The following is a 26,220-nucleotide window of genomic DNA, read 5'->3' as shown; positions in this document are numbered from 1 at the left end:
TTCCGAAGAACTCCGCTCGACATGCATGTATTAGGCACACAGCCAGCGTTCATCCTGAGCCAGGATCAAACTCTCGAAAAAATTGACTGTCATGTTTTATTGTATATATCTAGTTTTCAAAGAACTTCAATTTGACTATCTAAATAATTGATAGCCAAATTATTATAACACATTTTATTAATAACAAAAAGTTATTTTTTATTTTTTAATTAAAGATTTTTTAATATCTTCAAAAATCAAATGCGTTGATATAATTATAAACCATAATAAAAAATAAAAAAATGCTTTTTTGCATTTTTTTATTTTTTTTATAAAAAACCTTTTGATTTTAAAGTTTTTAAAGTCTTTGCTGAAACTCTCAATGACATTCTTTGACCATCGATAGTAACTCTCACTTTTTGTAAATTAACATTAAATTTTCTCTTTGAAGCATTTAAAGCGTGTGAACGTTTGTTCCCTGATTGAGGACCAACACCTGATATTTGACATTTTCTTGCCATATTATTAAACCTCTTTAATTATTTTTATAAATTTATACTAAATTTAATAAGTAAATATTATTTACGAATTTTTAATAAATCAGTTACTTTGTTATATTCGTTTAAATCAGATGCTTTTAAATGTTTTAATAAAACTTTACGTTGAGAAATTTTTGCTAAGAAACCTCTACGTGAGTGATTATCTTTTGGGTTATTTGAAAAATGTGGTTTTAATTTTTCAATATCTTCTGTTAAAATAGCAATTTGAACAGATACATTACCTGTATCTTTTGCATTTTTACCGAATTGTGAGACTAATTCAGCTTTTCTTGTTTTTGAAACCATAATTCTCCTTAAATAAATAAAATTATGTTTTAACCGAGCATAATTTTTAAAATTTTAAATTAAACCTAGTTAAAATTTGTGTTTTGCATACTTTTTGAAATGCCTTCGAATTATAACATAATAATTATTTTTTATAATTAGAATATTTATTTAAAAAATAATTTTTAGTTTCTAAAAGATCATTTTCAAAAACTTTGTCCATGTTTTTATCTGCTATTTTTCTAATATTGCTTAAAACTTCAACAAAAACTTCTTTATTATAAAATAAGTTCAATTCCAAGTTTTCTTTAGAATCTAAGATAAATAATTTATATTCCTTTTTATAATCTACATATAAGGAACTAAAAAAGGTCAAATTATTCATATGCATAAAAGATGAATATATCCCTGGTTGCATTCTCATTAAATGTAATGGTAAATCTAATGTTAAATTTTCCTTCAACGTAGCATTAAAAACATAATTTGAAATTAACAATTCATTAACCAAGTCAATATCTCCGAATTTTAACGATTCTTTTATCATGCTCGAACTAATTTTGGTATTTAATAATTTAAAAATTTCAACATTTTTTATTTCAACATTTTTAAAATGAAGAGGTATATCAGATAATTTATATTGTGCGTTTTGCCCGAACTTAAAATCACTGCCGGCTATAAACGTTACCTTTTTATTTTGAATTATTCTTTTTATAAATTCAATTCCATCTAAATTTTTTATTTCTGAAAAATTTAATTCTATAATTGCATCAAATTCTAATTCTGAAATAGAAAAATATTTAGATTTATTTGTATAAAAAACTTCATTATTTAATAAATTCTTTGTGTCTAGGTTATTAAAATTAATTAGTATTTTTCTTCCAGCATATTTTACTAGTTCTTTATAAAGTTGATAATGTCCTAAATGAAAAGATTCGAAAGCTCCGATTAAAAAAATGTCATTATCTTTTGATTCGAAATTATTTAAGTTATAAACAAGTAAATCACTATTCAATTTTAAATCAACTTCAATTCTTTTAATTTTAAATAAACGCCATCATAAACGGAGTCTAATGCAATATCATTAGCAACAGCTTTAATTTTTTCTCCAGCTCTTTGCATGGCTACTCCATAATATGCATCTCTAATCATTTCAAAATCATTCGAGCTATCACCAAAGCTAATTAAATTATCATAATTTAATTCCAATTTATTAAGCAAAAATTTTAAAGTAGTACTTTTGTTAACGGATAAAGGATTTATAAAAAAACCTCTCGATCAACGTGACGATATTTCCATATCTAATTTGTTTTTAGATATAAAATCCTTAAATTCTTCATATAATTCTTTTAAATTTTCAGATGAAGTTATTGTAATTAGATATAAATCTTCATCTCCTATTAAGTCAGGATCAAAAGCATGATAATTTTGGGCGAAAGGTTTAATAAATCAAGTATTTAAATTCATATCTTTTGAATTGTAAATTTTATCAAAATCACTAACTGCAAAACCTCTAACTTTCTCTCCAAACTCATTATAAAGCTTAATAACTTGATCACGTTTTAATGTATTTTTGAAAATAAATTTTTTATTTTGCACATCCCATATAAATGCACCATTAGCGCCCATAAAATAATCTACAGGATATAATTGTTCTAAAAAATCACCTATTGTAGCAAACTCTCTCGCAGTAGAAATAACAGTTTTAATACCTTTTTTATTTAAACTTTGAAAAATAGATTTTGTGTTTTCCGAAAACTTTGTATATCCGTTTGGTAAAAGTGTCTCATCAACATCAAAAGCAGCTAATTTAATTATTTCTTCTAATTTTTTTATTTCCATAATAACCTTTCTTTAAAAACTTTTTTAGGATAAAAAAAATTATCCTTAATTCTTCCTACACAACAAACATCATTATTAATATTCTTAATAAAAAAAACATCTTCATCTTTTTGGGGAATTCTAAAACTTTGACCATTATATACTTTCATATAAATTTCCTCCGTTAAAGAAACGGAATTTATATTAAAAAGCAAATCAAAACTTATTTTTTCATACTTTTGAATTTCTAAATTATCTAATAATACACTACCAACTCCAATTCTTTTTAACGAAGTCATGACGCTAGTGTTATTCAATTCTAAAGATATATCATATAGTAATGTTCTTATGTAAGTTCCTTCAGAAACATTAAACATAATTTCATATTCTTGTTTATCATAATCAAAACTAATTAATTTGTATTCTAATACTTTAATTTTTTGCGGTTTTAATTCGAATTCTTTTCCTTCTCTAGCTAACTCATAAGCATGTTGTCCATTTATTTTTTTGGAACTAAATTTAGGAGGCATTTGAGTTTCTCTCTTTGCTACTATTTCAATGGCTTTCTTAAGTTCTTCTAATTTTATTTTCGGAAAATTATAACTTTTAACTTCGCCATCAATATCCAAAGTATCAGAACCTAAATTAAACTTGGAATTTGCAATATAAATTTTATTTTTATGATTGATGTATTCTAATAACTTAGTATCATAATCAGTTGCAACTATTACTAAACCGGAAGCTAAAGGATCCAAAATTCCAGTGTGTCCTATTTTTTTTGTAAAAAGAAATTTAGATAAACCTCTAACACTTTTATTAGTCATAGTGCCAGTTACTTTATGGTATTTATAAAACATAGAATAAAAAGTGAGCTATTCTAATCATAAAATTAAAATAGCTTACTTTTCACCAACCTTTTTAGAAACTAATTCTAGTACATCTTTTACTTTTTCAATATTTAAAATTTCTTCATCAGAAATTACAATTCCATATTTTTCTTCTAGATTAATAATTACTTCTGCTAAGTCTAAAGAATCAATGTTAATATCTTTTATATACGCATTATAATCAACTTTTTTCTTAGACAAACGCTCTATTTGACTGATAATTCATTTTTCATAATCTAAACTCATATTTTAATTATATCAATTAAATTTTAATTTCGTATACTTTGTAATATTTTTCTTTTTTATAATTAACTTCTATGTAAACTTCTATTTCTCTATCGCTTTTTTGTATAAAATCAAAATCTAATTGAGCATTACTATTATTTGAATTTAGTATTAAATTGTATATCAAATTTCTGACTATTTCTTGATCTATATAATCTTCTCCGAATTCATTTTTTTTAATAAAATTAACTAAAAATCTTTTATCTATATCCGGAAAAATAAATGAGTTTTTCGCACTAAAATTATCATTTTTTTCTATTGAACTATTATTTTTTGAATAGTTTTTTTGTTCTATAATTTTTAAATAACCATAATATGCTAAACCTACTACAAGGCTAATAATTATAGTAAAAGCAAATAATTTATAAATCGATTTGATATTCTTCATTTTTCTTTAAAAAATAACTAATATTATTTTCATTTTTTAAATTATAAAAATCTCTAAATGAAACAGTATATTTTATTTTGTTTAAGAAAACTCTTTGATCTGTTATATCATTTATTTCAAATTTTTTGGCTTTCCTTTCCTCTAAATTATTATCAAAGTCAATTTCTTTTAAAATTTTAAAATTACCAAAAGTTGTTTCTAATTCAAATATAAAAATTAATTTTCCGTTGTAATTTTTAGGTATAACGATTTTTCTATTACTATTTTCACCTAAAGATTTAATGTACCTTTCTTCATCAGGTAAATATTTAATATATTCATCGATATAAAAATCAACTAAATCAAATTTATTTTCGTTATTTTGTAATATTTTTCGTATACCTTTTAATTTTATTTTTTCCTTTTCTAATCCTAAACCATTAATATTTAAGCTAATTTTATTTACATTAAAATCCAAAGAAGTTATTTTATATGATTTTAAATTTACAGAATTTGCATCAAAAGTTATAAACAAGTTTAAAACATTAAAAATAGGTATTGCACTCTTTAAATTTTCAAGATTAAAAATTAAATTTCAATATTTTTTATGACTTAATACTTGATTATTTTTTATTCTAAAAACAGATGAATACTGTATTTTTAATAAATTAGTCTTATTTTGCATTTCAAAGATTTCAACATTTTCATTTAAATATCTATTAAATTCGAGACTTTCAACTATTTTATTTGTTTTTTTAGATTTTATTATAATCTTAAAATTATTAACTTCGTCTACTTTTGATTTATTAAGAGATGAAATGTTTGCAATAAAATTTGAATTGTTTGAAGTTAGTTGTTTCGATCCTTTATACCAAAGTTCAATAATTCATTCTTTGTAAACTTTATTACTAAAGAAATCACAAAATAAATATAAATCCTTATTGTTTTTATAGTTAAAAATTTCAATTTGATAGTCTAAATTAGCTGATTCATCATAAACACGTCTATCAATTCTAAAATTATTATATTCATATATTAATTGTTTATTAGTTAAATTACTATCCTTAGTTGAATATTCCTGTATAGTATGAAACAAATTCCTTTACCGCCTCACGTTTAACTTTATAAAAAGTGGTTTTAGAAAAATGTTGCTCGTATCACAACGTATTATCCATTGTGTTTTTATCTAAATAACATTTTTCAAGTATCCATGAATGCTTATGTGTCATGTTGTCTAAAATCATTCTTACAATACTATTTTTTCCTTCGGCCATCTTAAGCAATCATTCTTTTTGTTTTTCATTTATTTTTTTATGATAAAACTTTTCTTTAAAAGTTTCTCCCATTAATTTTCTTTTAAATATTTCTCTAAATTTTCAATGAGTTTTAAAGATCATTTCAACAAGTTTATGCTCATAAGCATAAAGTTCTTTGTCATTTTCGACTTCCTTAATTAAGTCATGTAATCTCAATTCTTCAAAAGCCTTAGATTCTACATCTACGTTCAATTCGTTCATTTTTAAATACTCCTTTCACTTTTATTTATATAAATTTTTTTGAAAAATTATTAAAAATGAACTAAAAAAGGAAAAAATAACCTTTTTTCCCTTTTCTTTTTCTAAAATGTGAAATTTTTTTCAGTTTTAGTATGCTTTTGCAAATACAACATACCTATTAGTAACTTTATCACAACCATCAAAAAAACATTTACTATCTTTATTTGGTTTTTTAAATGACTTGATAGGTATACATCTTGCTGTTGCTCCTGTCTCTTCTTTAATCTTTCCCTCTACATAGTCATCGCAGCAAAATGGAGCTACTATAAATTTATTTTCCTTGATTTTTTCTTTAAAATCGTCATAGTTATAAACATATTCAGTATTTTCTTCTAATCTTTTTTGTGCTAAATCATATAAATTGTTATGAATATCTTCGAGTAATGTTGGTATTAAATCTCTTAATTTTTCTATATCAACTAATTGCTTTTCTAAGGTATCTCTACGTACAACCAGAACTTTATTTTCTATTAAATCTCTAGGACCTACCTCAATACGTAAAGGAACACCTTGTATTTCGCTATTCGAAGCTTTAAATCCAGGATTTTTATCTGATGAATCCAAACGTACTCTAAACTTTCTTCCAATTTTACTCTTGATTTCTTCCGCTATTTGATGAACTTTAGGATCTTTTTTTGCAAATAACTCAAGAATATCAACTTGAATAGGTGCAACTTTAGGTGGTATTATTATACCTCTATTATCACCATGTGTCATAATGATCGCACCTAATAAACGAGTAGTTACACCTCATGAAGTCTGATAAACATATTCTTCTTTATTTTCTTTATTTTTAAATTTAATTCCATATGGTTTTGAAAAATTTTGGTTCAAATAATGGCTTGTACCAGACTGTAGAGCTTTACCATCCTTCATCATAGCTTCTATTGTATAAGTAGAACATGCTCCTGCAAATTTTTCCCTAGGAGTTTTTTTTCCTACTATTGTCGGAATAGCTAAATAATTTTTTAAAAATTTTGCGTATGTAGAAATCATTTCTCTTGTTAATTTACGTGCTTCTCATGCATTATCATGACATGTATGACCTTCTTGTCATAAAAATTCTCTGGTACGTAAAAAAGGATTTGTAGTTTTTTCTCATCTTAAAACATTCGCTCATTGATTATAAACAATTGGTAAATCGTTATATGAATTAATTGTTTTTTTAAACAAATCAGCAAATAAAACTTCAGAAGTAGGTCTGATAAATAATTTTTCGCTTAACTCTTTGTCTCCAACTTTTGTAACTGTTGCTAACTCAGGATTAAAACCTTCGATATGTTCCTTTTCTAATTGAAATAGATTTTCCGGAATCAAGAGAGGCAAATAAACATTTTGAATTCCTTTTGATTTAAATATGTCGTTTAATTCTTTTTGAATTAATTCTCAAATACCGTAAGAATTAGGTTTATAAATAATTGAACCCTTAGTTGGCCCATAAGCTATAAGATCTCCATTTTTCACAACATCTGTGTATCATTTTGCAAAATCCAACTCCATCGGAGTAATTTTATCTATTTGTTTTTCTTTATTCATATTAACCTAATTATATAACAAAAAAATATTTAGAAAAACGCAAATAAGTAATTTTTAGGCCTAAAAAGTATAAAAAAACACTCTTTTTAGAGTGATATGGCTGTCCCAGTTAGATTCGAACTAACGCGTGTCGGAACCAAAACCCGATGCCTTACCGCTTGGCTATGGGACAATAAATGGTGGGGGGAGAGGGATTCGAACCCCCGAATCCTAAGAAAGTGGGTTACAGCCACCCGCATTTGGCCGCTTTGCTATCCCCCCATATTAATTTTGCTTAATTATTATAGCATATAAATTCTTTTATTCAAGAATTTTTTTATTTATTTTTTTACATTTTTAAAAAGGAAAAATAAAAAAAGTGCATATGCACTTTAATTATTATATTATATATTATTTAACTTCGTGTTCTGTAAATCTTTCGTTTTCAACAACTAAGTATTTGTCACCTTTTTGAATTCCGTATGGTCTTAAGGCTTCTTCAGCTAATGAATTATCAGCTTTAACTTTATCGAATAGATCTAATGAATCAACTGAAACAAACACACCAGAATATGCTCCAAATCCGTTAATTAATTTATCGTTGTTTAAAACACCAATTGTAATTGTATTAGGTCTAAATTTAGAAACATGTTTTAATAATTCACCTGTTCTTGATAAAACAACCGCAAATTTATATTCACCATCTTTTGCTTTTTTAGCAATTTCATAAGCTATTTTTGTTCTTTTGTCTGATTGATTTGAATTTGCTCAAACTTTTTCTAATTGTCTTTCGTAGTAATTTCTTGAGTAAAATTCTTTTTCAGCACGCTTTGAAATAGCTGTCATTGTTTTAACTGCTTCAAGAGGGAATGAGCCGTTTGCACTTTCACCTGATAACATTGTAGAATCCGCACCTAATTCAACTGCATAATAAACGTCTGTTACTTCTGCACGTGTTGGGTGTGGAGTATTTTCCATTGAATCTAACATTTGAGTAGCAACAATAACTGGTTTACCAGCTTCACGAGCTTTTCTAATCATATTTTTTTGGTGGTAAGGAACATCGTAGTAAGGAATTTCTAAACCTAAATCACCACGAGCTACCATAATTCCATCTGATGCTTCAATAATTTCATCAATGTTTACACATCCTAAATGTGATTCAATTTTAGAAATAATTTGAACATGTGATCCACCATTTTCTTTTAATAATTGTCTTAATTCATTTACATTTCTAGCTGAGTTAACAAAAGAAGCTGCAACATAATTAATACCTTGAGTAATACCAAATTTAATATCATTAATATCTTTTTCTGCTAAGAAAGGAAGTGAGAAATCTACACCTGGTAAGTTAACACGTTTATTTGTTTTTACTTTATGTGTGTTTTCCGCTTTAACTTTTACATATCCTTCACCAACTTCAGTTACAACTGTTGATAATTTACCGTCATCGATTAAAACTTGGTTACCAACAACTAAATCTCTAGCCATGTCATATGCAACTGTAATTTCTGTTGGTGTTCCTTCAAAGTTAAGGTATTTATCTTGTGTTGTATGAATTAAAACTGTTGTTCCTGCCTCAACAACTTGAGCACCATCTTTCATTTTTCCAACACGAATTTCAGGTCCTTTTGTATCTAACATTAATGAAACTGGAATTCTAAGTTCTTTTGAAAGTTCTTTAGCTATTGCGAATTTATTAGCTTGTTCTTCGTGAGAACCGTGACTAAAGTTAGCTCTAATTGTTGTTACACCATTTTGGATCAATGTACGTAATGTATCAATATTATCACTTGAAGGTCCGATAGTAGCAACTAATTTAGTTCTTTTATCTGTAATTTTCATTTAATTTTCTCCTAATTATGATTTGATTATTTTATATTCATTATTTTACCAAAAAAATGTTTTTATGATAATGATTTTAAGGCATATTTAAAAAAATTCTTGATATGTTAAGTTTCTATACAAGAACTTAATAATATTAAGAATTTTTAGTTTTTGAAAGCATATATATAGCTGCAGTTTCTGCTCTGAGTATCCTTTTACCTAAAGATACTAAGTTAACATTTTTGTTATTTAAAGTTAATTTTTCTAGTTCCAAATTCGAAAATCCGCCTTCAGGACCAACAACAAAATAAACATTTTTGTCAATTTCATTTGGCATTTGATTATTTTCGGAATTAACTTTTTCGTGTGCTACATATATCTCATAGTCTTTTTTAAAATCAACATTAGATAATTTTGTTAATTCGCCTAATACTGGAATTTGATTTCTAAAAGACTGTTCAGCTGCATTTTTTAAGATCTCTTCAAAACGTTGACGTTTTTTTTCAAACTTATTGAATGAATATAATTCACCACTAGTATGATTTGTTATTAAAGGAATTATTTTTTTTACTCCTAATTCTGTACTTTTTTGTAAAAGCCATTCAAAACGATCGTATTTTATTAAACTCATTAATAAAATAATATCATTTGTAAATTCATGATTTTCATCTATAGCTTCTAAAATAAGTGCCCTATCTTCTTGGACTAAACATTCGAAAAAATTATTTTCGTAAACACAAATAATTTTTTTACCATTTAACCTCAAAACTTTAATATGTTTTTGAGCTTCTTTATCTATAATAAAGTAATTATCTTCTTTTTTATTAACAAAAAAACGATTCATTAATTATCCTGCATCATAATTTCTTCGTATTCTTCTAGAGTACCTCTAAATAAAAAACTTTTTGTTGGAGATTGTAATTCTAATATTACATCTGCACATTGATTAACGAAGGCTCTATTATAAGTAGTAAAGATTGCTCCACCTTTATAATTTTGAACCCCTTCAATTACTGAATCAATACTTTCGGTATCTAAGTGATCAAGAGGTTGATCTAATATAATAAAATTTGATTCTAAAAGCATCATTCTAGAAAACATTAAACGTGCTTTTTCACCACCACTAGTTACATTTACTTTTTTAAATACAGAATCTGCACTAAATAACATTCTACCTAAAAAACCACGCATTCTAGCATCATCATTTTCTTGATTTTCTTTTATTTTATTTAATAATGGTCATTTTGAAATTCACTCTAAAATATTTTCTTCAGTATTAAAATATTTTGCATTATCGTTAGGAAAATAGCTTGGTGTAATTGTTTGTCCTCATTCAACAGTACCAGAAGTTGCTTCACGCTCACCAAAAATTATTTCAAGTAATCTTGTTTTTGCGATATCATCATCACCAACAATAACCATTTTTTCACCTGGTCTTAATGTAAATGAAACATTTTCAAAAAGTGTTTGGCCTAAATCATTTTTATATGTTAAATTTTCAACATTCAAAATTTGTTTACCGTGATCACGATTCATATCTCAACGAATATATGGGTATTTACGATTTGAAGGTTTAATCTCATCTAAAGAAATTTTTTCTAAAGCTTTTTTTCTTGAAGTTGCTTGTTTTGATTTTGAAGCATTAGCACTAAAACGAGCAATGAAATCCTTAAGTTTTTCCATCTGTGCTTCTTTTTTAAGATTACTTTGTTTCATCATTTCACGAGCTAATTCTGATGATTGTTTCCAAAAGCTATAATTACCTGTGTAAATTTTAGCTTCGTTATAATCAATATCAACTATATGTGTACAAATCGAATCTAAAAAATCGCTATCGTGACTAACAACAATAACAACATTAGGATAATCGATCAAGAAGTTTTCAAGTCATTTAATTGAACGTAAATCAAGATGGTTAGTTGGTTCATCCATGATTAAAATATCAGGATTTCCAAATAACGCTTTAGCTAATAAAACTTTAATTTTTTGATTAGCAGTTAATTCGCTCATATTAACATTTCACTTATCTTTAGGTATAGATAAATTACTTAACAATTCTTGTGCATCGTTTTCAGCGGTCCATCCACCTAATTCACCATATTTATCTTCCAACTCTCCAGCCCTTGTATAATCTTCCATTGTTGCATCTGGATTTGCGTAAATAGCATTTTTTTCTTGTAAAACGTCATATAAATCAGTATTACCCATAATAACTACGTCAGTAACATTCATTTGATCGTATGCATTATGATCCTGAGAAAGAACTGAAATACGTTTATTTTTCTCAATTAATATTTGCCCACTTGTAGCTTCAATTTGACCTGATAATATTTTTAAAAATGTAGATTTACCTGCTCCGTTTGCTCCTATAATTCCGTATGTGTTACCCTCTGTAAATTTTAAATTAACATTCTCGAATAATTTTTTGTCACTAAAAATTTTACTAATATTTTGAACTTCAATCATATTTTCTCCTTATTTATTCTTGATCTAATAATATAAATTATATAGCAATTTTATTTTTGTTTTTTTACAAACCAAAAAATATTTTTAAAAAAATAAAAAAAATTTTTGGTTTTTAAATTTATAGTGTATACTATTATCAGTAGCAATAGCAAGAGGGTCCACCTGATACCATTCCGAACTCAGTAGTTAAGCCTCTTTACGCCGACGATAGCCACTTGGTGAAAATAGGGAGCTGCTTTTTTTATACCTTTTTTTCAAAGTAAAAATATAAAAAAAAGCTTTTTTCACCTGTTTTTAATATAAAAATAAACTTTTTTACTTTATTTATTAAATGATATAATTATTAATATTTAAAAATTAAGGAGGCAATATGCTAAAAGAAGCAAATAAAGAAATAATTTCAGAAGCGTTAAAAAGTGAAAAAACAAAATTAGTTGTTTTTTATGCTGATTGATGTGGTCCATGTAGAATGTACAAAGGTTCATTAGAACAATTAGATTCTAATGATAATGTTGAAATTTTAAGAGTTAATATTGATCACAACAGAGAATTCGCTCTTGAAAATGGAGTACAAGGTATTCCGTATACTAAAGTTTTTACAGGTGATAAACAAGTTAAAGATTTTTCAGGTTATGTTCCTTATGAAATATTAAAAGAACAAATAGCACCTTACATTAAATAACACACATTAAATTAACATTGAAAAATGTTAATTTTTTAATGTTTTTTCAGCAATACTTTTTAATTTATTTTAAAAAAAGTAATTCGATCAAAAATTAAAAGTAATATAATTCTTGCTATTGATTAGTATAAAATAAATGTTTAAGGATAAAAGATGGATAAAGAAGAAACAAAGAATAAAAAAACAGAAGAATTTAGCGAGTATATAAAAGGATTTGTAAATTTTTTAAAAGATAAATCACTTAGATATCATCTTGATAATTTATTCATTGAAATTGCTAGTTTTTTAATGAAAATACATGAGATATTAAAGCTAAAAAAGAATTATGTGATATAAAAATTTTTAATCCAAAAGATAATATCCCCATAGTTGGATGAAATGTTTTTACTGATAAAAAAGGTTATATTGTAGCTTTTGAAAACAAAAATTTGGGATCATTAAAAATTAGCTTAAATTGGATAAAAAAATTAGATTATCTTGCTGAAGAACAAAAAAATCAATTAATCAATTTCATTAACGAGGCTAAACAAAAATATTATATAAACTGAGATTATAGATATAATACAGATGAAGAAGAACTGGTCTTAGATAATCTTGTGGTTGTTTCCGGCGTAGATGAAGCAATAAATAAAGCAAAAGAATTTGGTGGACATCAAATCTATGATTTAGAAAATGAAAAAGTTATTTCAGTTTATGATTACGAAAAAGAGAATAATAAAAAGCAGAAAGTTTAAGTTTTCTGCTTTTTACTTATTTAAACTATGTCATAGTAAAATAAGTATATTTTTCTACCAAAAAATGCATAAAAAAATGGTGCCGACAACTGGACTCGAACCAGCGACCCCTTCCTTACCATGGAAGTGCTCTACCTGCTGAGCTATGACGGCATATATAAATATATTTTAACATAAAAGTAATATTTTCAATGTTCTTACTTTTATTTTAAAAAAAGAAAAAACTAAGGTAAGTCTATACCTTAGTTTTTCTTTCTTGTTTGTTTGTTATAAAGATTAATAAAAAATGTTTAAAAAAAATACTTTTTTTAAGTATTAATGTTAAATGGTGCGCGAAGAGGGACTTGAACCCTCATGCCGTAAGGCACTAGAGCCTAAATCTAGCGTGTCTGCCAATTTCACCATCCGCGCATTTGTAATTTATTATATCAAATAACAAATAAAAAAAGCACACTATGGTGCCGTCTATAGGACTCGAACCTACGACCTACTGATTACAAGTCAGTTGCTCTACCAACTGAGCTAAGACGGCGCAATAATGGTGGAAGATAAGGGACTCGAACCCATGACATTCGCCTTGTAAGGGCGACGCTCTCCCAGCTGAGCTAATCTTCCAAAAATGGCAGTCTGTACGGGGATCGAACCCGTGTATGCATGGATGAAAACCATGTGTGTTAACCGCTTCACCAACAGACCTTATAAAATGGCGCCGATTGCGGGGATCGAACCTGCGACCAACTGGTTAACAGCCAGCTGCTCTACCGCTGAGCTAAATCGGCATTTGTACTTGCGTGAATATATTATAACATATAAATATTTTTAACAATAAAAAATAATATATTTTTTTATTGTCTTGATTTAATTACCTAATTACTCTTTAGGTAAAATAATTATACATACTTTTTTAAAAAATAGAAAAAAAATTAAAAATATTAAAACTTTTTAAAAAATTAAATTGAATCTACTAAAAAATAGACATAAAACATATTAAAAATGTTTTAATTATATTATGGAATTATTAGAACTTAGAAAAGGATTAACAAAACAAAATATAGAATTAATATATAAAACACTGAACGAACCATTGTTCAGTAAAAAGCAATTAAAACATTTCTTTCTATTAAATGTAATATTATTCTCAGAGTATCAAAATAACTCAAATTCAAAAGATGTTAAGTTTAATTTTAATAGATTAGCAATAGGCGCTTGGTACCTATACCAAAATGTAGTTGCTTCTTGAAAAGATGGTGAATTTAGAATTTATAATAAGGAACAGTTAGTTGAATTAATTGAAACAATGATTGATGTCTATACAACATTTATTATACAAGATGATATAGCAATATTTTTTAATGAAAAATATTTAGAATTTTATAACGTTTATTTTTCTGATATAAAAACACTAAAAGATTATTTAAACAAAATAAAAATATCATCAAAACAAGAATACAAATTAGATTACAACGGAAATTTTAAAATTTAAAAAGTTTAACATTTTAAGTGTTAAACTTTTTCTTCACCAACAAATTGTGCCGTTAAATCTAAATGAACAGGACAAGTTAAAAATTGTTGATCCGGTGTAAACTGAACATAAGCAACATTGTTACTATATTGACGAACATATTCTTTACCTGATAAAAATTTAATTTTCATTATAGGAACCGAAACTATAGATCTCTCTGTTTCAGTTAAATTAGTATTAATAATAGGGAAAACTTCTATAGTATGACCCATAACAATATTTTTTTTAATTATTTCTATTTCTTGTGGAAAGAAAAAGTTTATTATTTTTTCGTAATTATTATTTAGAAGTTGCAATTGATTTTCTTCAGAAAAATTCTTAAATTCTTGGATATTATTAAGAAAAATAGGTCTAAAGTGATTGATAAATTTTTCTCTATCAAATAATTCGATTTGTGATTTTTTATATTCATCTAAAAAAATATTAAATAATATAAGATCATCACTTTCCCCGAATAAATATGTGTAATTAATATTACATTTAGCACAATGTGCAGTAACTTTTGAAGCCATTTTTTACCCCTTTTCTATAATATAAATTATTATATCATTTTAGATAAAAAATCATATAAACAGCTGAATAAAAACACAATTATAGCAATTGTGTTAATATTATTAATTGCTTTTGATTTTAAAATTATTTTCTAATGCAAATAGAATACTTTTGTAAATAATATTATATATTTTTCCGTAATCTTTTTCATTAGGGTGAGTATTATCACTTAACACTCAGTAATTACCGCTATGTGTGTTAACTTTATACATAAATTCATTTGTTGATTTATTAGTTTTTTTCATGAAGATTATTTCCGCCTAAAATTGGTAGATTATTATAATTGTCAATATTATATATGTTGTCTCTATGAAGATTAGAATTTCCTAATGAAATTGCACTTAAATAAATTCTATTTTTTAAATCATTTGTTGTGTATGTTAAATTAGAATTATTAAATGTTCATTTACTAAATTTAAATCCAGGAAATTTTGATAAAAATATAGAATCACCCGAATTATTTATTTCTTCCTTTCCTTTAATTAGGAAAGCGTTAATTATTCTATCCGTTAAAAAATCAATTCATTTTTCTTTTAAAGTCAATTTATCATTTTCTTTACTTCAAGAATTAAAATATATGTTTTTGGCTTTATTTTGTATAAAATTAGTTTCATATATTTTATTTGTTTTAGGAACTTCAAAGTTTAAATAATTAAATAATTTAGAAAAAGTTAAACCATTATCAAAACCATTAGTAAAAATTAATTTTGCCAATTCTTTTTCATTATGTGTATTAATAGTTGGATGCCCCACTATTCTAGCACCAGAATTATAAGTTCATTCAGGAAAAATAGATTTATTTAAATCTACTTTTAATAGTTCATCTTTAGAATTAAAAATATAGTTATTAACCACCTTATCATTCTTAATGTAATTACCATTTTTTGAAATATATTTAAATTTAAATGATTTATCACTGTTTTTTAAATAAAAAGACACTTCATCTAATTGATAAATATATCCCGCTAAAAAATCGTTTGTATTTAATTGTAGTGTTATTCCGTTATTTGATGTATTATATAATGTAATCATAGAACTGAAAGAATTAATATTCTTTGCATTTTTTAATATTTCAAGTTTATGTATTTTTTTATTTTTTCAATTATATTCGATTCACCTATTAATTTTAAATTTATTTCTTTTTCTTGATCTATTATTCAATCTTTTTTGAAAAAAAACCAGTAATTTCTATTATAGTATTAGCTCCTTGCTCTATTAAATCAACTCCTTCTCTATAAATGGGTTGAGTTGTTTCTGAATACTTACTAATTTTCACTTCTTTTAAATCAACAACACCTTTATTTAGAATAGTGAATATATCATTAACTTCATTTTTATTTGATATTTTTTTATTTTTTAAATCCGTTGTATCTAAAGATTTGTCAACAAACACTCCTAATAATTTATAAGTATCTTCTTCTATTTCTTGGCTATCAAAAGAAAAACTTATAAGTCTTGTTTTGTCATTTATTTCTAATTTATTAGAAACTAATCGATTATCTTCTTTAGAACCAATTAATACAAGATATAAATTTTTATTATTAATTTCCTTATTTAAAGTTACATCTACTTTTATTTTTTCAGGAACATTACCCTCTAAAAAGTCGAACTTAAATCCATTTGGATATCTGTTTAAATTAAAAGATTTAATTTCGAAATGATTTTCAATGATATTTAATTTTTCTTTAAAATAATTTATGTTTTCATCGTTAACATTATATTTTTCTAGAAAATCTTTTTTTCAATTTGAATTCTCGGTTATCTTGTCCAATTCTTCTTTTATTTTTAATTTTATTATTTCAACTTTCTCTTGTTTATTTATTAATTTTTCTAATTCTTTTTTTAGGTCAATAATTTCTTTTTTATTATTTAAATCATTAACTTTAACTTTAAATTCTTGAAACTTTTCTTTATTTAAAATTTTATTAACTAATTCTAGTGCTTCTTTTTTTAAATCATTAATATCATTTTTCTCATCAACTATATCTAAAATTTCTTGAATTTCTTTTAAAGTACTTTTTTGAGAAGATTTTAAATCTTTAATCTTTTCGAGTAATATTTTTTTAGCATCATCATTATCGTTTATGATGCTAATTTTATCTTCGACTTTTTTGATTAAAGAATCAATAATATCATCTATAGACTTACTTATTCTATCAATTTCAGCATCAGTATTAGCTAAAGAAATATTATTTACAAATTCTGAAATTAAATCATTATTATCGAATAATCTTTTTACTTTATTTTTAACACTTTCTTTTCTTGCATTTTGATATTTTTCTAAATTACTAATTTCTGTATCTATTTCATGCAATTTTTTTATATCGTTTTCAATATCTACTTTTTTATTTAAATTATGTTTAATATCATTGTATAAATTAGAATCTAAAATTTTTTGTTTTAATTCCTCTTTTTTAATTTCTACTAACTTAGCAATATCATCGCTATCTTTTAAATAATTTTCTATTTCTTTTTCTAATTCATTAATTTTAGATTTAAAATCATTATATTTATCTTTTTCTTTGACAATTGAATTTAATTTTTTAACACGTTTAAATACTTTATTAAATTCAAAATGTTTTTCATCATCTAATATTTTAGAAATATCACTAATAAGTTTTGGTATATCCTTAAACTATTTTTTGAACAATTACACTTTTAATATTAAAGTCTTTAATTTTTTTAGATTCGTCAAATACTTTTTTATATTTTTTCAATTCACTTTCTAAATCTTTTAATTTGTTAAAGTCATTAGATATTTTTTCTTGTTTTTTATTAAATTTATCTTTTAATAAATCAACCAATGAATCAATTATCACCTGATTCGTTTTTATTTGTTTTTCAATTTTACTATTTTGTTTCTTTAGAAAAATATCTATATCTTCATTTAATTTATCTGCTCTTTTATAAATAGTTGCAAAATCACTTATAATAGTGCTTTTTAAATCATTTTTAAAATGTTTTTTATTATTTAAATCTTTAATTTCGTCAATTTTATTATCAACTAACAACATTATATCTAAAGCATTATCATAATTTAGTAAATCTAAACCATTTTTAATCTTTAAAATATCATTTTTTCTTCAAAAATTATGATTACTATCTTTAGGATTTATATTTTTAATTTTGATTCTTTATCTAAAATGGACAAAATTAAAGAATTAAATACTCTTTCTTTTATCTTTTTTAAATCTAATATTTGATTTTTATTTTTGTAAATTGGTTTTATTTTATTAAAGTCATCCAAAATATTTTTCGGGATATGATTTCATTTATTTATTAATTTTTTTAACTTTTTATAATCATTTTCATAAATTAAATTATTTCCATTTCAATTTAACATTATAGCCACAGAACTTGAAATAGACAATGTTGTTGCTATACTCGATATACTAAATAAAAAAATCCTCTTCTTACTCTTAAACATTCTCTCTCCTCAAAAAGGAAAAAAGAAAAATGTATACATAAATAAGTTTTGCAATAAAATTTATTGCAAAACTTAAAAATGAGATTTCAATATATTTAAAAGAATTTAACTCTCTCTACATCTCTCTTTTAAACCGCTTAATATATTTTTTGTATTTACAAACTAATCGAAGTAGTATTTTAGTTTTTCATATTTAGTAAACAATTATATACCTTTTTAAAAAATGAGAAATAAATTATAAAAAGTTAAACAAAAAACTTGCGTTTTCAAAATTAGCAAGTTTTATTTTAATTTTGAAGGTGTCACCGGAGTTCATTCATTACTATTATTAGATTTTCTAAAAATTACATAATGATAATATCCTTCTTGTTTTATACCATTCTTTACTTGATAAGTATAATTGCCATCTGATCATGTATTATAATCGGCTTTATTTTCATTTGATTTTCTATGACTAGGAATTACGTTTTCATAACTATTATCACGTTTTATGGATAAAGGCATAATATGCTCTTCAGTTCAATCACCGTCTTTTGTAATTTTTCTTCCAGCAAAATCAACCCCTTCGTTTTTTGAGCCAAAATAATTTCTTCAAATTTTATTTCTTTGTTCTTGTGAAGTCATGTTACCTCCTTTCTTTTCTTTTTATCTAAATTATATATATATATATATATATTCAAAGCAAAAAGCCAAAAAAGTATAAGGTGGTAAAATATTGTTATGTTAGATTATGAAAAAAAGTATGATAAAAACACATTAATTGCTGGATGTGACGAAGCAGGAAGAGGTTCGTGAGCAGGACCTATTGTTGTAGCTTGCGTAATTATGAAACTAGATTATAAAAATTCAGAGATTAATGATTCTAAAAAATTAAGTATTAAAAAAAGAAATGATTTGTATCAAGAAATAATACAAAATTCAATTGAACATCAAATAATAATTAGGTCAGTTGAAGATTTAAATAATAGCAATCCTAAAAAAGAATCTCAAATTGGAATGGAATTAGCTGTTAAAAATATGAAAACAAAACCAAATGTTGTATTAACAGATTTCGAGAAAATAAATATCGACATACCTCAAGAAAATATAATTAAAGGTGATTCTGTTTCTTTCAACATAGCGGCAGCTTCGATATTAGCTAAGGTTTTTAGAGATAATTATATGATTGAATTGGATAAAAAATATCCACAGTATGATTTAAAAAATAATAAAGGGTACGGTACAAAATCACATTCAAAAGCACTTATAATCAATGGTATAGAGCCTAAAATACATAGGAGAAAATATAAACCAATTGCTAAATTTATTGAAAAAATAACTAATTAAAATTATATTGAATATGCAGTTCAAAAAATAATTTAAAAATTTTTTAAACATAAAATATTTATCTTTTTTTAATATTAAAAATAAGTTAAAATAGTATTTTTACTTGTAAAAATAAACTAAATAAAATTATAAAAAATATGGTTTTTTAATAAAATATATATTATGATAGATGTAAAAAATATAGTTTTTAGTTATAAACCAGGAATTTTGAAACCTGCCTTAAATAATGTTTCATTTACAGTCGAAAAAGGTGAATATATAGCGGTTTTAGGTCATAACGGTAGTGGAAAAAGTACACTTTCAAAAATATTAGTGGCATTATTGAAACCTCAAGAAGGTTCAATTTATATTGATGGAATAAAATACCACAGAAAAAACCTAAGTGAAATTAGAAAAAAAATTGGAATTATTTTTCAAAATCCTGACAATCAATTTATTGGTTCTTCTGTAGAGGATGATATTGCTTTCGGATTAGAAAATAGACAAATACCAAATAAAGATATGAAAAAAATAATTAATCATTATGCTGAAAAAGTAGGTATGCTAGATCACTTAGAACGTGAACCAGAAAATTTATCCGGAGGTCAAAAACAAAGAGTTGCAATTGCATCGATTTTGTCTCTAAATCCAGATGTTATTATTTTTGATGAAGTTACATCTATGTTAGACCCTAAGGGTAAAGACCAAGTTTTAGAAATAATAAAAGAAATAAGAGATAAAAAAGATAAAACACTTATCTCGATAACACACAATATGGATGAAGCTATTTTAGCAGATCGTTGTTTAGTGTTTGCAAACGGGAAATTAATTGCCAACGGGGATCCAAAATCGATTTTAAAAGATGAAAAAATAATGAATATAGCAAAAATTGAATCCCCATTTATTTATCAAGTTAGCGAACAAATTAAAGGAATCGAACCAACATATAACGAAGAGGAGTTAATAGAAGAAATATGAAAATTGAAGTCAAAAAAATAAGCCATATCTTTGCTAAAAAAACTCCTTGAGAATTTCAAGCATTAGATGATATAAGTGCAAAAATAGAGCAAGGCGAATATATAGGTATAATCGGTTCCACTGGTTCTGGAAAAACTACATTTATTGAACATTTAAATTTACTATTAGAACCTACAGAGGGTGAAATAGAGTGATTTTTTGAAAACGATGTTTTAAACAAAAAAACAAAAGAATTTCAAAAACAATCATCTATAGTAAAATTTCCTAAAACTAATAAAAACGAAAATAAAATAAAAAAAATAATTCACAAATTAAAACGCGGAAATAAAATAAAAAATATTAATAATTTAAGAAAAAAAATAGGAATCGTTTTTCAGTTTGCAGAATATCAACTTTTTAAAAACACAATTGAAGAAGATATCGCTTTTGGACCGATAGCTTTTGGGGTCCCTAAAGATGAAGCATATAAAAGAGCTGCAAAATGTTTAGAAATTGTAGGATTACCTAAAGAATACCTTAAAAGAAGTCCATTCGAATTATCTGGTGGTCAAAAAAGGCGTGTTGCAATTGCTGGAATTTTAGCAATCAATCCTGATTTTATGATATTTGACGAACCAACAGCTGGTCTAGACCCTGTTGGAGTCAAAGACATTTTGGAAATAATAGAACAAATAAATAAAAAAGGACAAACAATTATAAATGTAACTCATGATCTTGATCATGTATTACAATATGCAAAAAGAGTATTTTTATTAAATAAAGGCAAAATAATTAAAGATGGTGAACCATACAAAATATTGAGCGATATAAAATTACTAGAAGAAAATAACTTAAGACCTCCGAAACTTTTGAATTTTATTTTTAAACTTAAAAAAAGAGGTATTGATGTACCTGAAGTAAAATCCGTTAACGAATTAGTTGATTTTATTAATAACGGAGGTAAATAATGAAAAGTGTTTTTGGAAGATATATCCCTGGTAATTCATTTTTATACAAATTAGACCCAAGAATCAAATTATTAATAGCTCTTCTATACATTATATTAGCGTTTTTAATAAGTAATTTTATAGATATGTTTATAATTTTAACACCGGCTATTATTGCTTACATTTATTCAACAAAAAAAATAAGACCATTAATTAAACTAATGAAATTACCTTTTTTTATTTGTGTCATTATTTTCTTTGTTAATATTTATACTATTAATTCTGAAATAATAATTAAAGACGACTATTTTAAAGAACAATTTAAAGTTTTAGTCCAAACTAATAAAACTATCAACGGTGTTGATACCGTAATAAAATATGGACTATCACTAAATAATTTAAATCGTGTTTCTGCTCTATTTTTAAGAATTTACACAATGATTCTAATTACTACCCTTTTAACAAATACAACTAGACCCATTTTATTAAATAAATCAATTGAAGATTTAATGTGACCGTTAAAATTCTTATTTGTTCCAACTCATATTATAGCTACAATAATTTCAATAGCACTAAGATTTATCCCTACACTTGTGGACGAAGCAGGAAGAATTATAAAGGCACAATCTTCTCGTGGAGTAGACTTTAAAAGAGGTAAATTTAAAGAAAAAATAATAGCATTTACAACTTTAATAATCCCTTTATTTGTTTCTTCATTTCAAAAGGCAGATGATTTATCTAATTCTATGGAAACAAGAGGATATGATCCATACGAAAAAAGAACAAAATATAGACAAATAAAACCTAGAATTATTGATATTGTACTATTTATGATAGTATTATTAGTTTTCTCGTTTTTAATACTTAATTACTTAAACCTAAGTAAAGGTATTGACATAAATATATATGATTTAAGAGATATAGAAATATATAAATACATAAGAATAGTAGGTTAAAATATGCGTTCTAAAATGCATATTTTTTATTATTTTTAATAAAAAACAAAATAATTTTACATAACATTATAGTATAATTTATAAAGAAATTGAGGTTATATGTTAGACTTAAAGTTTATTCAAAAAAATACAGAAATTGTACGTAAAGGACTTAAAAATAGAGGTTTTGATGTCGAAATTTTTGACAAGTTAATTTCCATATCAGAAGATCGTGGTTCAAAAATGTTCATTGCTCAAAACAAAAAAGCAGAATTGGCTAAATTATCTAAAGAATTTGGTGCACTCAAAGATAATCCTGAAGCAATAAACGAATTAAAAGAAAAAATTTCACAAGCTAAAAAAGAAGAAGAAGAACTTAGCAAAATTGCTGATCAATTAAACTTTGAAATTAATGAATTATTATCTAAAATACCTAATTTACCTTTAGAATCAGTACCTGTTGGTTTAGATGAAAACGATAATGTGGTTTTAGAGGTTAAAGATAAAATCGGAAGAGGATTAGTTAAAGGTGTTTTACCTCACTATGAAATTGCTAAAAATCTTGATATTATCGACATTGAAAGAGCGGTAAAATTATCTGGTTCAAGATATGTTATCTATAAAAATGCAGGTTCTAGATTAACTAGAGCTCTTATCTCATTCATGTTAAATTTACATGCAACAAAAGGATACGACGAATTTAGTACCCCGGTAATAGTTAAAGATAATATTTTATACGGTACAGGTCAATTACCAAAATTTAAAGAAGATTTATATAAATTAGATGGTTCAAACGAATATTTAATTCCTACTGCTGAAGTAACATTAACAAACATCTATAATAACGAAGTTATAGACTTAGAAAATCCTTTTAAAGCAACAGCATATACAGAATGTTTCAGATCAGAAGCAGGTAGTTCCGGAAAAGATACAAAAGGCATTTTAAGACAGCACCAATTTAAAAAAGTAGAATTAGTAAAAGTTACTAATTCTGAAACAGCATACGATGAATATTTAAAAATGGTCGAAGACGCTAAAGACGTACTTGAAAAACTAGAAATTCCATATAGAGTTTTACAATTATGTACTGGTGATATGGGATTTTCAGCGAGAACAACAATTGATTTAGAATTATGACTTCCTTCTGAAGAAAAATTTAGAGAAGTTTCAAGTGTAAGTTATATGGGTGATTTTCAAGCACGTAGAGCAATGATTAGATTTAGAAATAAAGAAGGTAAAACAGAATATGCTCACACAATGAATGGTTCTGGTTTAGCAATCGATAGAGTTGTTGCCGCAATTTTAGAAATATATCAAAACAATGATGGTACAATTACTGTTCCAAAAGTTTTAGTCCCATTTATGGGTACAGATTTAATTAAATAAAAACTAGATATCAAATCTAGTTTTTATTCTTCAAATTTTTCAAGTTTTTTTATCGCTTTAGTTACTGAATCATAAGCAGCAGAACGTGTTGTCGCTAATATTTGAGCAACTTCAGCGTAAGATAAATCATTATAAAAATACAACTCAAAAGCCTGTTGTTGATTTTGTGTTAGTGCACCTTTATATTTTTCGTATAAAATAGTATATTTTTGTAAATTTTCTATAGATTTTTTACTCATTTTTCTCAACAATTAAATCTTTTGTCATTTGATAAATAAATAATTCTAAATCAAATTCTTGTAAATCATCTAGTTTTTCACCTAAACCAACATATTTAACATCAAGATTGAATTCATCCTTAATTGATAGTACTATACCACCTTTTGAAGTACCGTCCATTTTAGTTAAAATAATACCTGTTAAATTAGCAATGTCTTTAAAATTTTTAGCTTGAGATAATGCATTTTGGCCAGTTGTAGCATCTAAAACTAATAATGATTCGTGTGGAGCACTAGGCTCAAAACGCTTGATTATATTAACCATTTTACCTAACTCATTCATCAAGTTAACTTTATTTTGCAATCTACCCGCGGTATCAATTATTAATAAGTCGTAATTATTATTTTTAGCTTGTTCGAGTGCTTTATAAACAACTGAAGTAGGGTCCGCACCTTCTTTATCAGGTTTAACGATGTCAATACCAATTTTTTCTGCTCAAATTCCTAATTGATTAACTGCACCTGCTCTAAAAGTATCCCCAGCAGCTATTAAAACTTTTTTACCTTCGTTTTTATATTTATTAGCGAGTTTAGCAATTGAGGTTGTTTTACCAGAACCGTTAACACCCACAAAAATAAAAACATTTAACCTATCATTTTCGAAGTTTAAATTTGTGTTTGTGACAGAATTATTTGTATAAATAACAAACATTTGATCCGCAACTATTTCACCAATTAATTTTGGATCAGTTATTTTGTTGGTACGAATTTCCTGTTTTATTTTTTGAATCATAATGTCAACTAAAGGTAAACTAATATCAGACATAATTAAAAGTTCTTCTAATTCTTCTAAAAAATCCTCATCAACTTTCACATATCTATTTTGTATCTCTAACAATTTTTTACCAAAAGTTGAACTATTATTTAAACCAGTTTCATATTTTTGAAATTTACTACTATTTATTATTTCTTTTTCTCTTTTATCTACTAGTTCTTTCTCTATTAAACTAGCATCTTTTTTATCTTCTTTTTTGAAAATTTTATTAACTATATTTTTAAAAAATCCCATATTACTATTTTACTAAATTATTAATATAATAATATATAATTTAATTATTTAAGGAGTTAATAATGACGCAAAATACTTTTTTAGTATTAATAGCACTTACTGTGATAATATCAATTAAATTTTTATTTGATGTCTTTAAAATCAAAAAATATTATGATAACGGAATAATTTATAAGTTTGTTAAACAATGATTTTTAAAAAACTTTTTAATTTTATCTATAGGAACCACATTTGCAATAATTATGCTTTCGCTAGTTATGAGCGGAAATTTATCAATAATTAAAAATGATGATAATCAAAAAAATACTTTACTAATTTGAGAACCATACAATCTTGCTTTAATTACGTTTATAACATTATACTTACCTACTTCTTTATTAAATTTATATTATGTTATAGTGACAAAAGTGAATGCTAATATAACTAAGGAAGAAGTTGAGAATTTTGACATAAAAAAACTTCAAGATTATAGCGTTGATAGATCCTATATACTAATAAAATCAAGAAGAAAAAAAAATTCTGACCAAGAAATTAGGTTTAAAGATGTCATATATCAAACTTTTATTTGAAGAAGAATTGGTAAACATATGTTAGTAAAAAGTTTGATAAAAAAATCTATTAACTTCGCTCTTAGAGGTCCTAAAAAAATAAAAATTAACCCTAAAAATGATGATGATATAAATCAAATTTCGATAGTTTTAATGTTAAATGCAATTAGTATTGTGAATAACATTTACCCTAAATTAATAAATAAAAGTGATATAGAAAATACTATCGAAAGAGTTGCATAAAACGATGTTTTTAAGATAAGTATTTATGAAAATTAATACTTATCGCTAAATTGTAATTTCAAGTGCAACACAATTTATATAAAATATAATTGTGGAGCACTTGAAATTTTTTAATAAAAAAAATGGCCCCACATGAACCGAGGAACCATATGAATTATACAACAAAAAATT

The 26,220-nt window shown here is 24.9% G+C and carries 32 protein-coding genes, 8 tRNA genes and 2 rRNA genes; 11 read left to right on the top strand and 31 right to left on the bottom strand.

Going from position 1 to position 26,220, the window contains the following annotated elements:
- The 16 genes from N9R85_RS02675 to N9R85_RS02600 form a co-directional block, all read right to left on the bottom strand.
- Positions 1-81: ribosomal RNA gene (locus N9R85_RS02675) — 16S ribosomal RNA — on the bottom strand; the annotation flags it as partial.
- 227 nt (positions 82-308) lie between these two features.
- Positions 309-500: a 50S ribosomal protein L28 gene (rpmB, locus tag N9R85_RS02670; protein ID WP_262858475.1), complete on the bottom strand. Its 192-nt coding sequence runs from the start codon at positions 498-500 to the stop codon at positions 309-311.
- A gap of 57 nt (positions 501-557) precedes the next feature.
- The gene (rpsO, locus tag N9R85_RS02665) at positions 558-824 is read right to left on the bottom strand and encodes a 30S ribosomal protein S15 (protein WP_205852269.1); all 267 of its coding nucleotides are present in this window, start codon (positions 822-824) and stop codon (positions 558-560) included.
- A 124-nt stretch (positions 825-948) separates the two neighbouring features.
- Positions 949-1,815 carry an FAD synthase gene (locus tag N9R85_RS02660; RefSeq protein WP_262858474.1) on the bottom strand — a complete coding sequence of 289 codons (867 nt, stop codon included), beginning with the start codon at positions 1,813-1,815 and terminating at the stop codon, positions 949-951.
- 2 nt (positions 1,816-1,817) lie between these two features.
- Entirely contained in the window at positions 1,818-2,642 is an 825-nt protein-coding gene (locus N9R85_RS02655; RefSeq protein ID WP_262858473.1) for a YcsE-related riboflavin metabolism phosphatase, read from the bottom strand.
- A complete protein-coding gene (locus N9R85_RS02650; protein WP_262858472.1) occupies positions 2,633-3,445 on the bottom strand; it encodes a tRNA pseudouridine(55) synthase TruB in 813 nt (270 codons plus the stop codon). Before N9R85_RS02650 ends, N9R85_RS02655 begins: the two co-directional genes overlap by 10 nt.
- A gap of 75 nt (positions 3,446-3,520) precedes the next feature.
- Entirely contained in the window at positions 3,521-3,754 is a 234-nt protein-coding gene (locus tag N9R85_RS02645; RefSeq protein WP_262858471.1) for a phosphopantetheine-binding protein, read from the bottom strand.
- A gap of 16 nt (positions 3,755-3,770) precedes the next feature.
- Entirely contained in the window at positions 3,771-4,181 is a 411-nt protein-coding gene (locus N9R85_RS02640; protein WP_262858470.1) for an MHO_1590 family protein, read from the bottom strand.
- Positions 4,156-5,256, bottom strand: coding sequence for a hypothetical protein (locus tag N9R85_RS02635; RefSeq protein ID WP_262858469.1), 1,101 nt, complete (start codon positions 5,254-5,256; stop codon positions 4,156-4,158). The genes N9R85_RS02640 and N9R85_RS02635 overlap by 26 nt, the downstream gene beginning before the upstream one ends.
- Positions 5,225-5,677 carry an MG284/MPN403 family protein gene (locus tag N9R85_RS02630; protein WP_262858468.1) on the bottom strand — a complete coding sequence of 151 codons (453 nt, stop codon included), beginning with the start codon at positions 5,675-5,677 and terminating at the stop codon, positions 5,225-5,227. The genes N9R85_RS02635 and N9R85_RS02630 overlap by 32 nt, the downstream gene beginning before the upstream one ends.
- Positions 5,678-5,803: 126 nt before the next feature.
- Complete coding sequence (proS, locus tag N9R85_RS02625; protein WP_262858467.1) at positions 5,804-7,252, bottom strand: proline--tRNA ligase; 1,449 nt, start codon at positions 7,250-7,252, stop codon at positions 5,804-5,806.
- Between the two features lie 97 nt (positions 7,253-7,349).
- Positions 7,350-7,424 (bottom strand) — tRNA-Gln (locus N9R85_RS02620).
- A 5-nt stretch (positions 7,425-7,429) separates the two neighbouring features.
- Positions 7,430-7,513: transfer RNA gene (locus tag N9R85_RS02615), tRNA-Tyr, on the bottom strand.
- A gap of 129 nt (positions 7,514-7,642) precedes the next feature.
- Positions 7,643-9,076 carry a pyruvate kinase gene (gene pyk / locus N9R85_RS02610; RefSeq protein ID WP_262858466.1) on the bottom strand — a complete coding sequence of 478 codons (1,434 nt, stop codon included), beginning with the start codon at positions 9,074-9,076 and terminating at the stop codon, positions 7,643-7,645.
- 136 nt (positions 9,077-9,212) lie between these two features.
- Entirely contained in the window at positions 9,213-9,902 is a 690-nt protein-coding gene (locus N9R85_RS02605; protein ID WP_262858465.1) for a 16S rRNA (uracil(1498)-N(3))-methyltransferase, read from the bottom strand.
- Positions 9,902-11,524, bottom strand: coding sequence for an ABC-F family ATP-binding cassette domain-containing protein (locus tag N9R85_RS02600; RefSeq protein ID WP_262858464.1), 1,623 nt, complete (start codon positions 11,522-11,524; stop codon positions 9,902-9,904). Before N9R85_RS02600 ends, N9R85_RS02605 begins: the two co-directional genes overlap by 1 nt.
- Positions 11,525-11,659: 135 nt before the next feature.
- On the opposite strand from N9R85_RS02600, the gene rrf reads away from it, so the two are divergent.
- From rrf to N9R85_RS02580, 4 genes are all read left to right on the top strand, one after another.
- Positions 11,660-11,765, top strand: a 5S ribosomal RNA gene (rrf, locus tag N9R85_RS02595).
- Between the two features lie 129 nt (positions 11,766-11,894).
- Positions 11,895-12,206 (top strand): thioredoxin family protein, encoded by a 312-nt coding sequence (locus tag N9R85_RS02590; RefSeq protein WP_262858463.1) that lies wholly within the window; start codon positions 11,895-11,897, stop codon positions 12,204-12,206.
- Positions 12,207-12,359: 153 nt separating this feature from the next.
- Positions 12,360-12,542 (top strand): hypothetical protein, encoded by a 183-nt coding sequence (locus tag N9R85_RS02585; protein ID WP_262858462.1) that lies wholly within the window; start codon positions 12,360-12,362, stop codon positions 12,540-12,542.
- A gap of 92 nt (positions 12,543-12,634) precedes the next feature.
- Positions 12,635-12,940, top strand: coding sequence for a hypothetical protein (locus tag N9R85_RS02580; RefSeq protein WP_262858461.1), 306 nt, complete (start codon positions 12,635-12,637; stop codon positions 12,938-12,940).
- 77 nt (positions 12,941-13,017) lie between these two features.
- Here the strand turns inward: N9R85_RS02580 and N9R85_RS02575 are convergent.
- The 6 genes from N9R85_RS02575 to N9R85_RS02550 all read right to left on the bottom strand — a co-directional run bounded on the left by N9R85_RS02575 (position 13,018) and on the right by N9R85_RS02550 (position 13,719).
- A tRNA-Thr gene (locus N9R85_RS02575) sits at positions 13,018-13,093 on the bottom strand.
- Positions 13,094-13,266: 173 nt separating this feature from the next.
- A tRNA-Leu gene (locus tag N9R85_RS02570) sits at positions 13,267-13,351 on the bottom strand.
- A gap of 45 nt (positions 13,352-13,396) precedes the next feature.
- Positions 13,397-13,472, bottom strand: a tRNA-Thr gene (locus tag N9R85_RS02565).
- A 7-nt stretch (positions 13,473-13,479) separates the two neighbouring features.
- A tRNA-Val gene (locus N9R85_RS02560) sits at positions 13,480-13,555 on the bottom strand.
- A gap of 5 nt (positions 13,556-13,560) precedes the next feature.
- Positions 13,561-13,636: transfer RNA gene (locus tag N9R85_RS02555), tRNA-Glu, on the bottom strand.
- A gap of 8 nt (positions 13,637-13,644) precedes the next feature.
- Positions 13,645-13,719: transfer RNA gene (locus tag N9R85_RS02550), tRNA-Asn, on the bottom strand.
- Positions 13,720-13,949: 230 nt separating this feature from the next.
- On the opposite strand from N9R85_RS02550, the gene N9R85_RS02545 reads away from it, so the two are divergent.
- Complete coding sequence (locus tag N9R85_RS02545; protein WP_262858460.1) at positions 13,950-14,423, top strand: hypothetical protein; 474 nt, start codon at positions 13,950-13,952, stop codon at positions 14,421-14,423.
- A 20-nt stretch (positions 14,424-14,443) separates the two neighbouring features.
- On the opposite strand, the gene N9R85_RS02540 is transcribed toward N9R85_RS02545, so the two are convergent.
- The 7 genes from N9R85_RS02540 to N9R85_RS02510 form a co-directional block, all read right to left on the bottom strand.
- Positions 14,444-14,974 (bottom strand): hypothetical protein, encoded by a 531-nt coding sequence (locus tag N9R85_RS02540; protein ID WP_262858459.1) that lies wholly within the window; start codon positions 14,972-14,974, stop codon positions 14,444-14,446.
- A 102-nt stretch (positions 14,975-15,076) separates the two neighbouring features.
- Positions 15,077-15,259: a hypothetical protein gene (locus N9R85_RS02535; RefSeq protein WP_262858458.1), complete on the bottom strand. Its 183-nt coding sequence runs from the start codon at positions 15,257-15,259 to the stop codon at positions 15,077-15,079.
- Positions 15,246-16,175 carry a hypothetical protein gene (locus tag N9R85_RS02530; protein WP_262858457.1) on the bottom strand — a complete coding sequence of 310 codons (930 nt, stop codon included), beginning with the start codon at positions 16,173-16,175 and terminating at the stop codon, positions 15,246-15,248. The genes N9R85_RS02535 and N9R85_RS02530 overlap by 14 nt, the downstream gene beginning before the upstream one ends.
- Positions 16,168-17,328 (bottom strand): hypothetical protein, encoded by a 1,161-nt coding sequence (locus N9R85_RS02525; RefSeq protein ID WP_262858456.1) that lies wholly within the window; start codon positions 17,326-17,328, stop codon positions 16,168-16,170. The genes N9R85_RS02530 and N9R85_RS02525 overlap by 8 nt, the downstream gene beginning before the upstream one ends.
- Positions 17,329-17,644: 316 nt before the next feature.
- Positions 17,645-18,028 carry a hypothetical protein gene (locus N9R85_RS02520; RefSeq protein ID WP_262858455.1) on the bottom strand — a complete coding sequence of 128 codons (384 nt, stop codon included), beginning with the start codon at positions 18,026-18,028 and terminating at the stop codon, positions 17,645-17,647.
- Between the two features lie 98 nt (positions 18,029-18,126).
- Positions 18,127-18,441: a hypothetical protein gene (locus tag N9R85_RS02515; protein ID WP_262858454.1), complete on the bottom strand. Its 315-nt coding sequence runs from the start codon at positions 18,439-18,441 to the stop codon at positions 18,127-18,129.
- 282 nt (positions 18,442-18,723) lie between these two features.
- Positions 18,724-19,065 (bottom strand): HNH endonuclease domain-containing protein, encoded by a 342-nt coding sequence (locus tag N9R85_RS02510; protein ID WP_262858453.1) that lies wholly within the window; start codon positions 19,063-19,065, stop codon positions 18,724-18,726.
- 96 nt (positions 19,066-19,161) lie between these two features.
- On the opposite strand from N9R85_RS02510, the gene N9R85_RS02505 reads away from it, so the two are divergent.
- The 5 genes from N9R85_RS02505 (at position 19,162) to serS (ending at position 23,971) form a co-directional block, all read left to right on the top strand.
- Positions 19,162-19,767 carry a ribonuclease HII gene (locus tag N9R85_RS02505; RefSeq protein WP_262858452.1) on the top strand — a complete coding sequence of 202 codons (606 nt, stop codon included), beginning with the start codon at positions 19,162-19,164 and terminating at the stop codon, positions 19,765-19,767.
- Positions 19,768-19,929: 162 nt separating this feature from the next.
- On the top strand, positions 19,930-20,745 hold the full coding sequence (locus N9R85_RS02500; RefSeq protein ID WP_262858451.1) for an energy-coupling factor transporter ATPase: 816 nt from the start codon (positions 19,930-19,932) through the stop codon (positions 20,743-20,745).
- Entirely contained in the window at positions 20,721-21,671 is a 951-nt protein-coding gene (locus N9R85_RS02495) for an energy-coupling factor transporter ATPase (protein WP_262858450.1), read from the top strand. The genes N9R85_RS02500 and N9R85_RS02495 overlap by 25 nt, the downstream gene beginning before the upstream one ends.
- Positions 21,671-22,606, top strand: coding sequence for an energy-coupling factor transporter transmembrane component T family protein (locus N9R85_RS02490; protein WP_262858449.1), 936 nt, complete (start codon positions 21,671-21,673; stop codon positions 22,604-22,606). Before N9R85_RS02495 ends, N9R85_RS02490 begins: the two co-directional genes overlap by 1 nt.
- 99 nt (positions 22,607-22,705) lie before the next feature.
- Positions 22,706-23,971: a serine--tRNA ligase gene (gene serS / locus N9R85_RS02485; protein WP_262858448.1), complete on the top strand. Its 1,266-nt coding sequence runs from the start codon at positions 22,706-22,708 to the stop codon at positions 23,969-23,971.
- Positions 23,972-23,994: 23 nt separating this feature from the next.
- On the opposite strand, the gene N9R85_RS02480 is transcribed toward serS, so the two are convergent.
- Complete coding sequence (locus N9R85_RS02480) at positions 23,995-24,210, bottom strand: sigma factor-like helix-turn-helix DNA-binding protein (protein ID WP_205852244.1); 216 nt, start codon at positions 24,208-24,210, stop codon at positions 23,995-23,997.
- A complete protein-coding gene (ftsY, locus tag N9R85_RS02475; protein WP_262858447.1) occupies positions 24,203-25,258 on the bottom strand; it encodes a signal recognition particle-docking protein FtsY in 1,056 nt (351 codons plus the stop codon). Before ftsY ends, N9R85_RS02480 begins: the two co-directional genes overlap by 8 nt.
- 62 nt (positions 25,259-25,320) lie before the next feature.
- Between ftsY and N9R85_RS02470 the strand changes: the two genes are divergently transcribed.
- Positions 25,321-26,049 (top strand): hypothetical protein, encoded by a 729-nt coding sequence (locus N9R85_RS02470; protein ID WP_262858446.1) that lies wholly within the window; start codon positions 25,321-25,323, stop codon positions 26,047-26,049.
- Positions 26,050-26,220: the final 171 nt, after the last annotated feature.

Origin of the sequence: Mycoplasma sp. CSL7503-lung, assembly GCF_025515455.1 — a bacterium.
Taxonomy (GTDB): Bacteria; Bacillota_I; Bacilli_A; order Mycoplasmatales; family Metamycoplasmataceae; genus Mycoplasmopsis.
The sequence above is the reverse complement of the archived record's forward strand: the minus strand, read 5'-3'. Positions and strand labels throughout refer to the sequence as shown.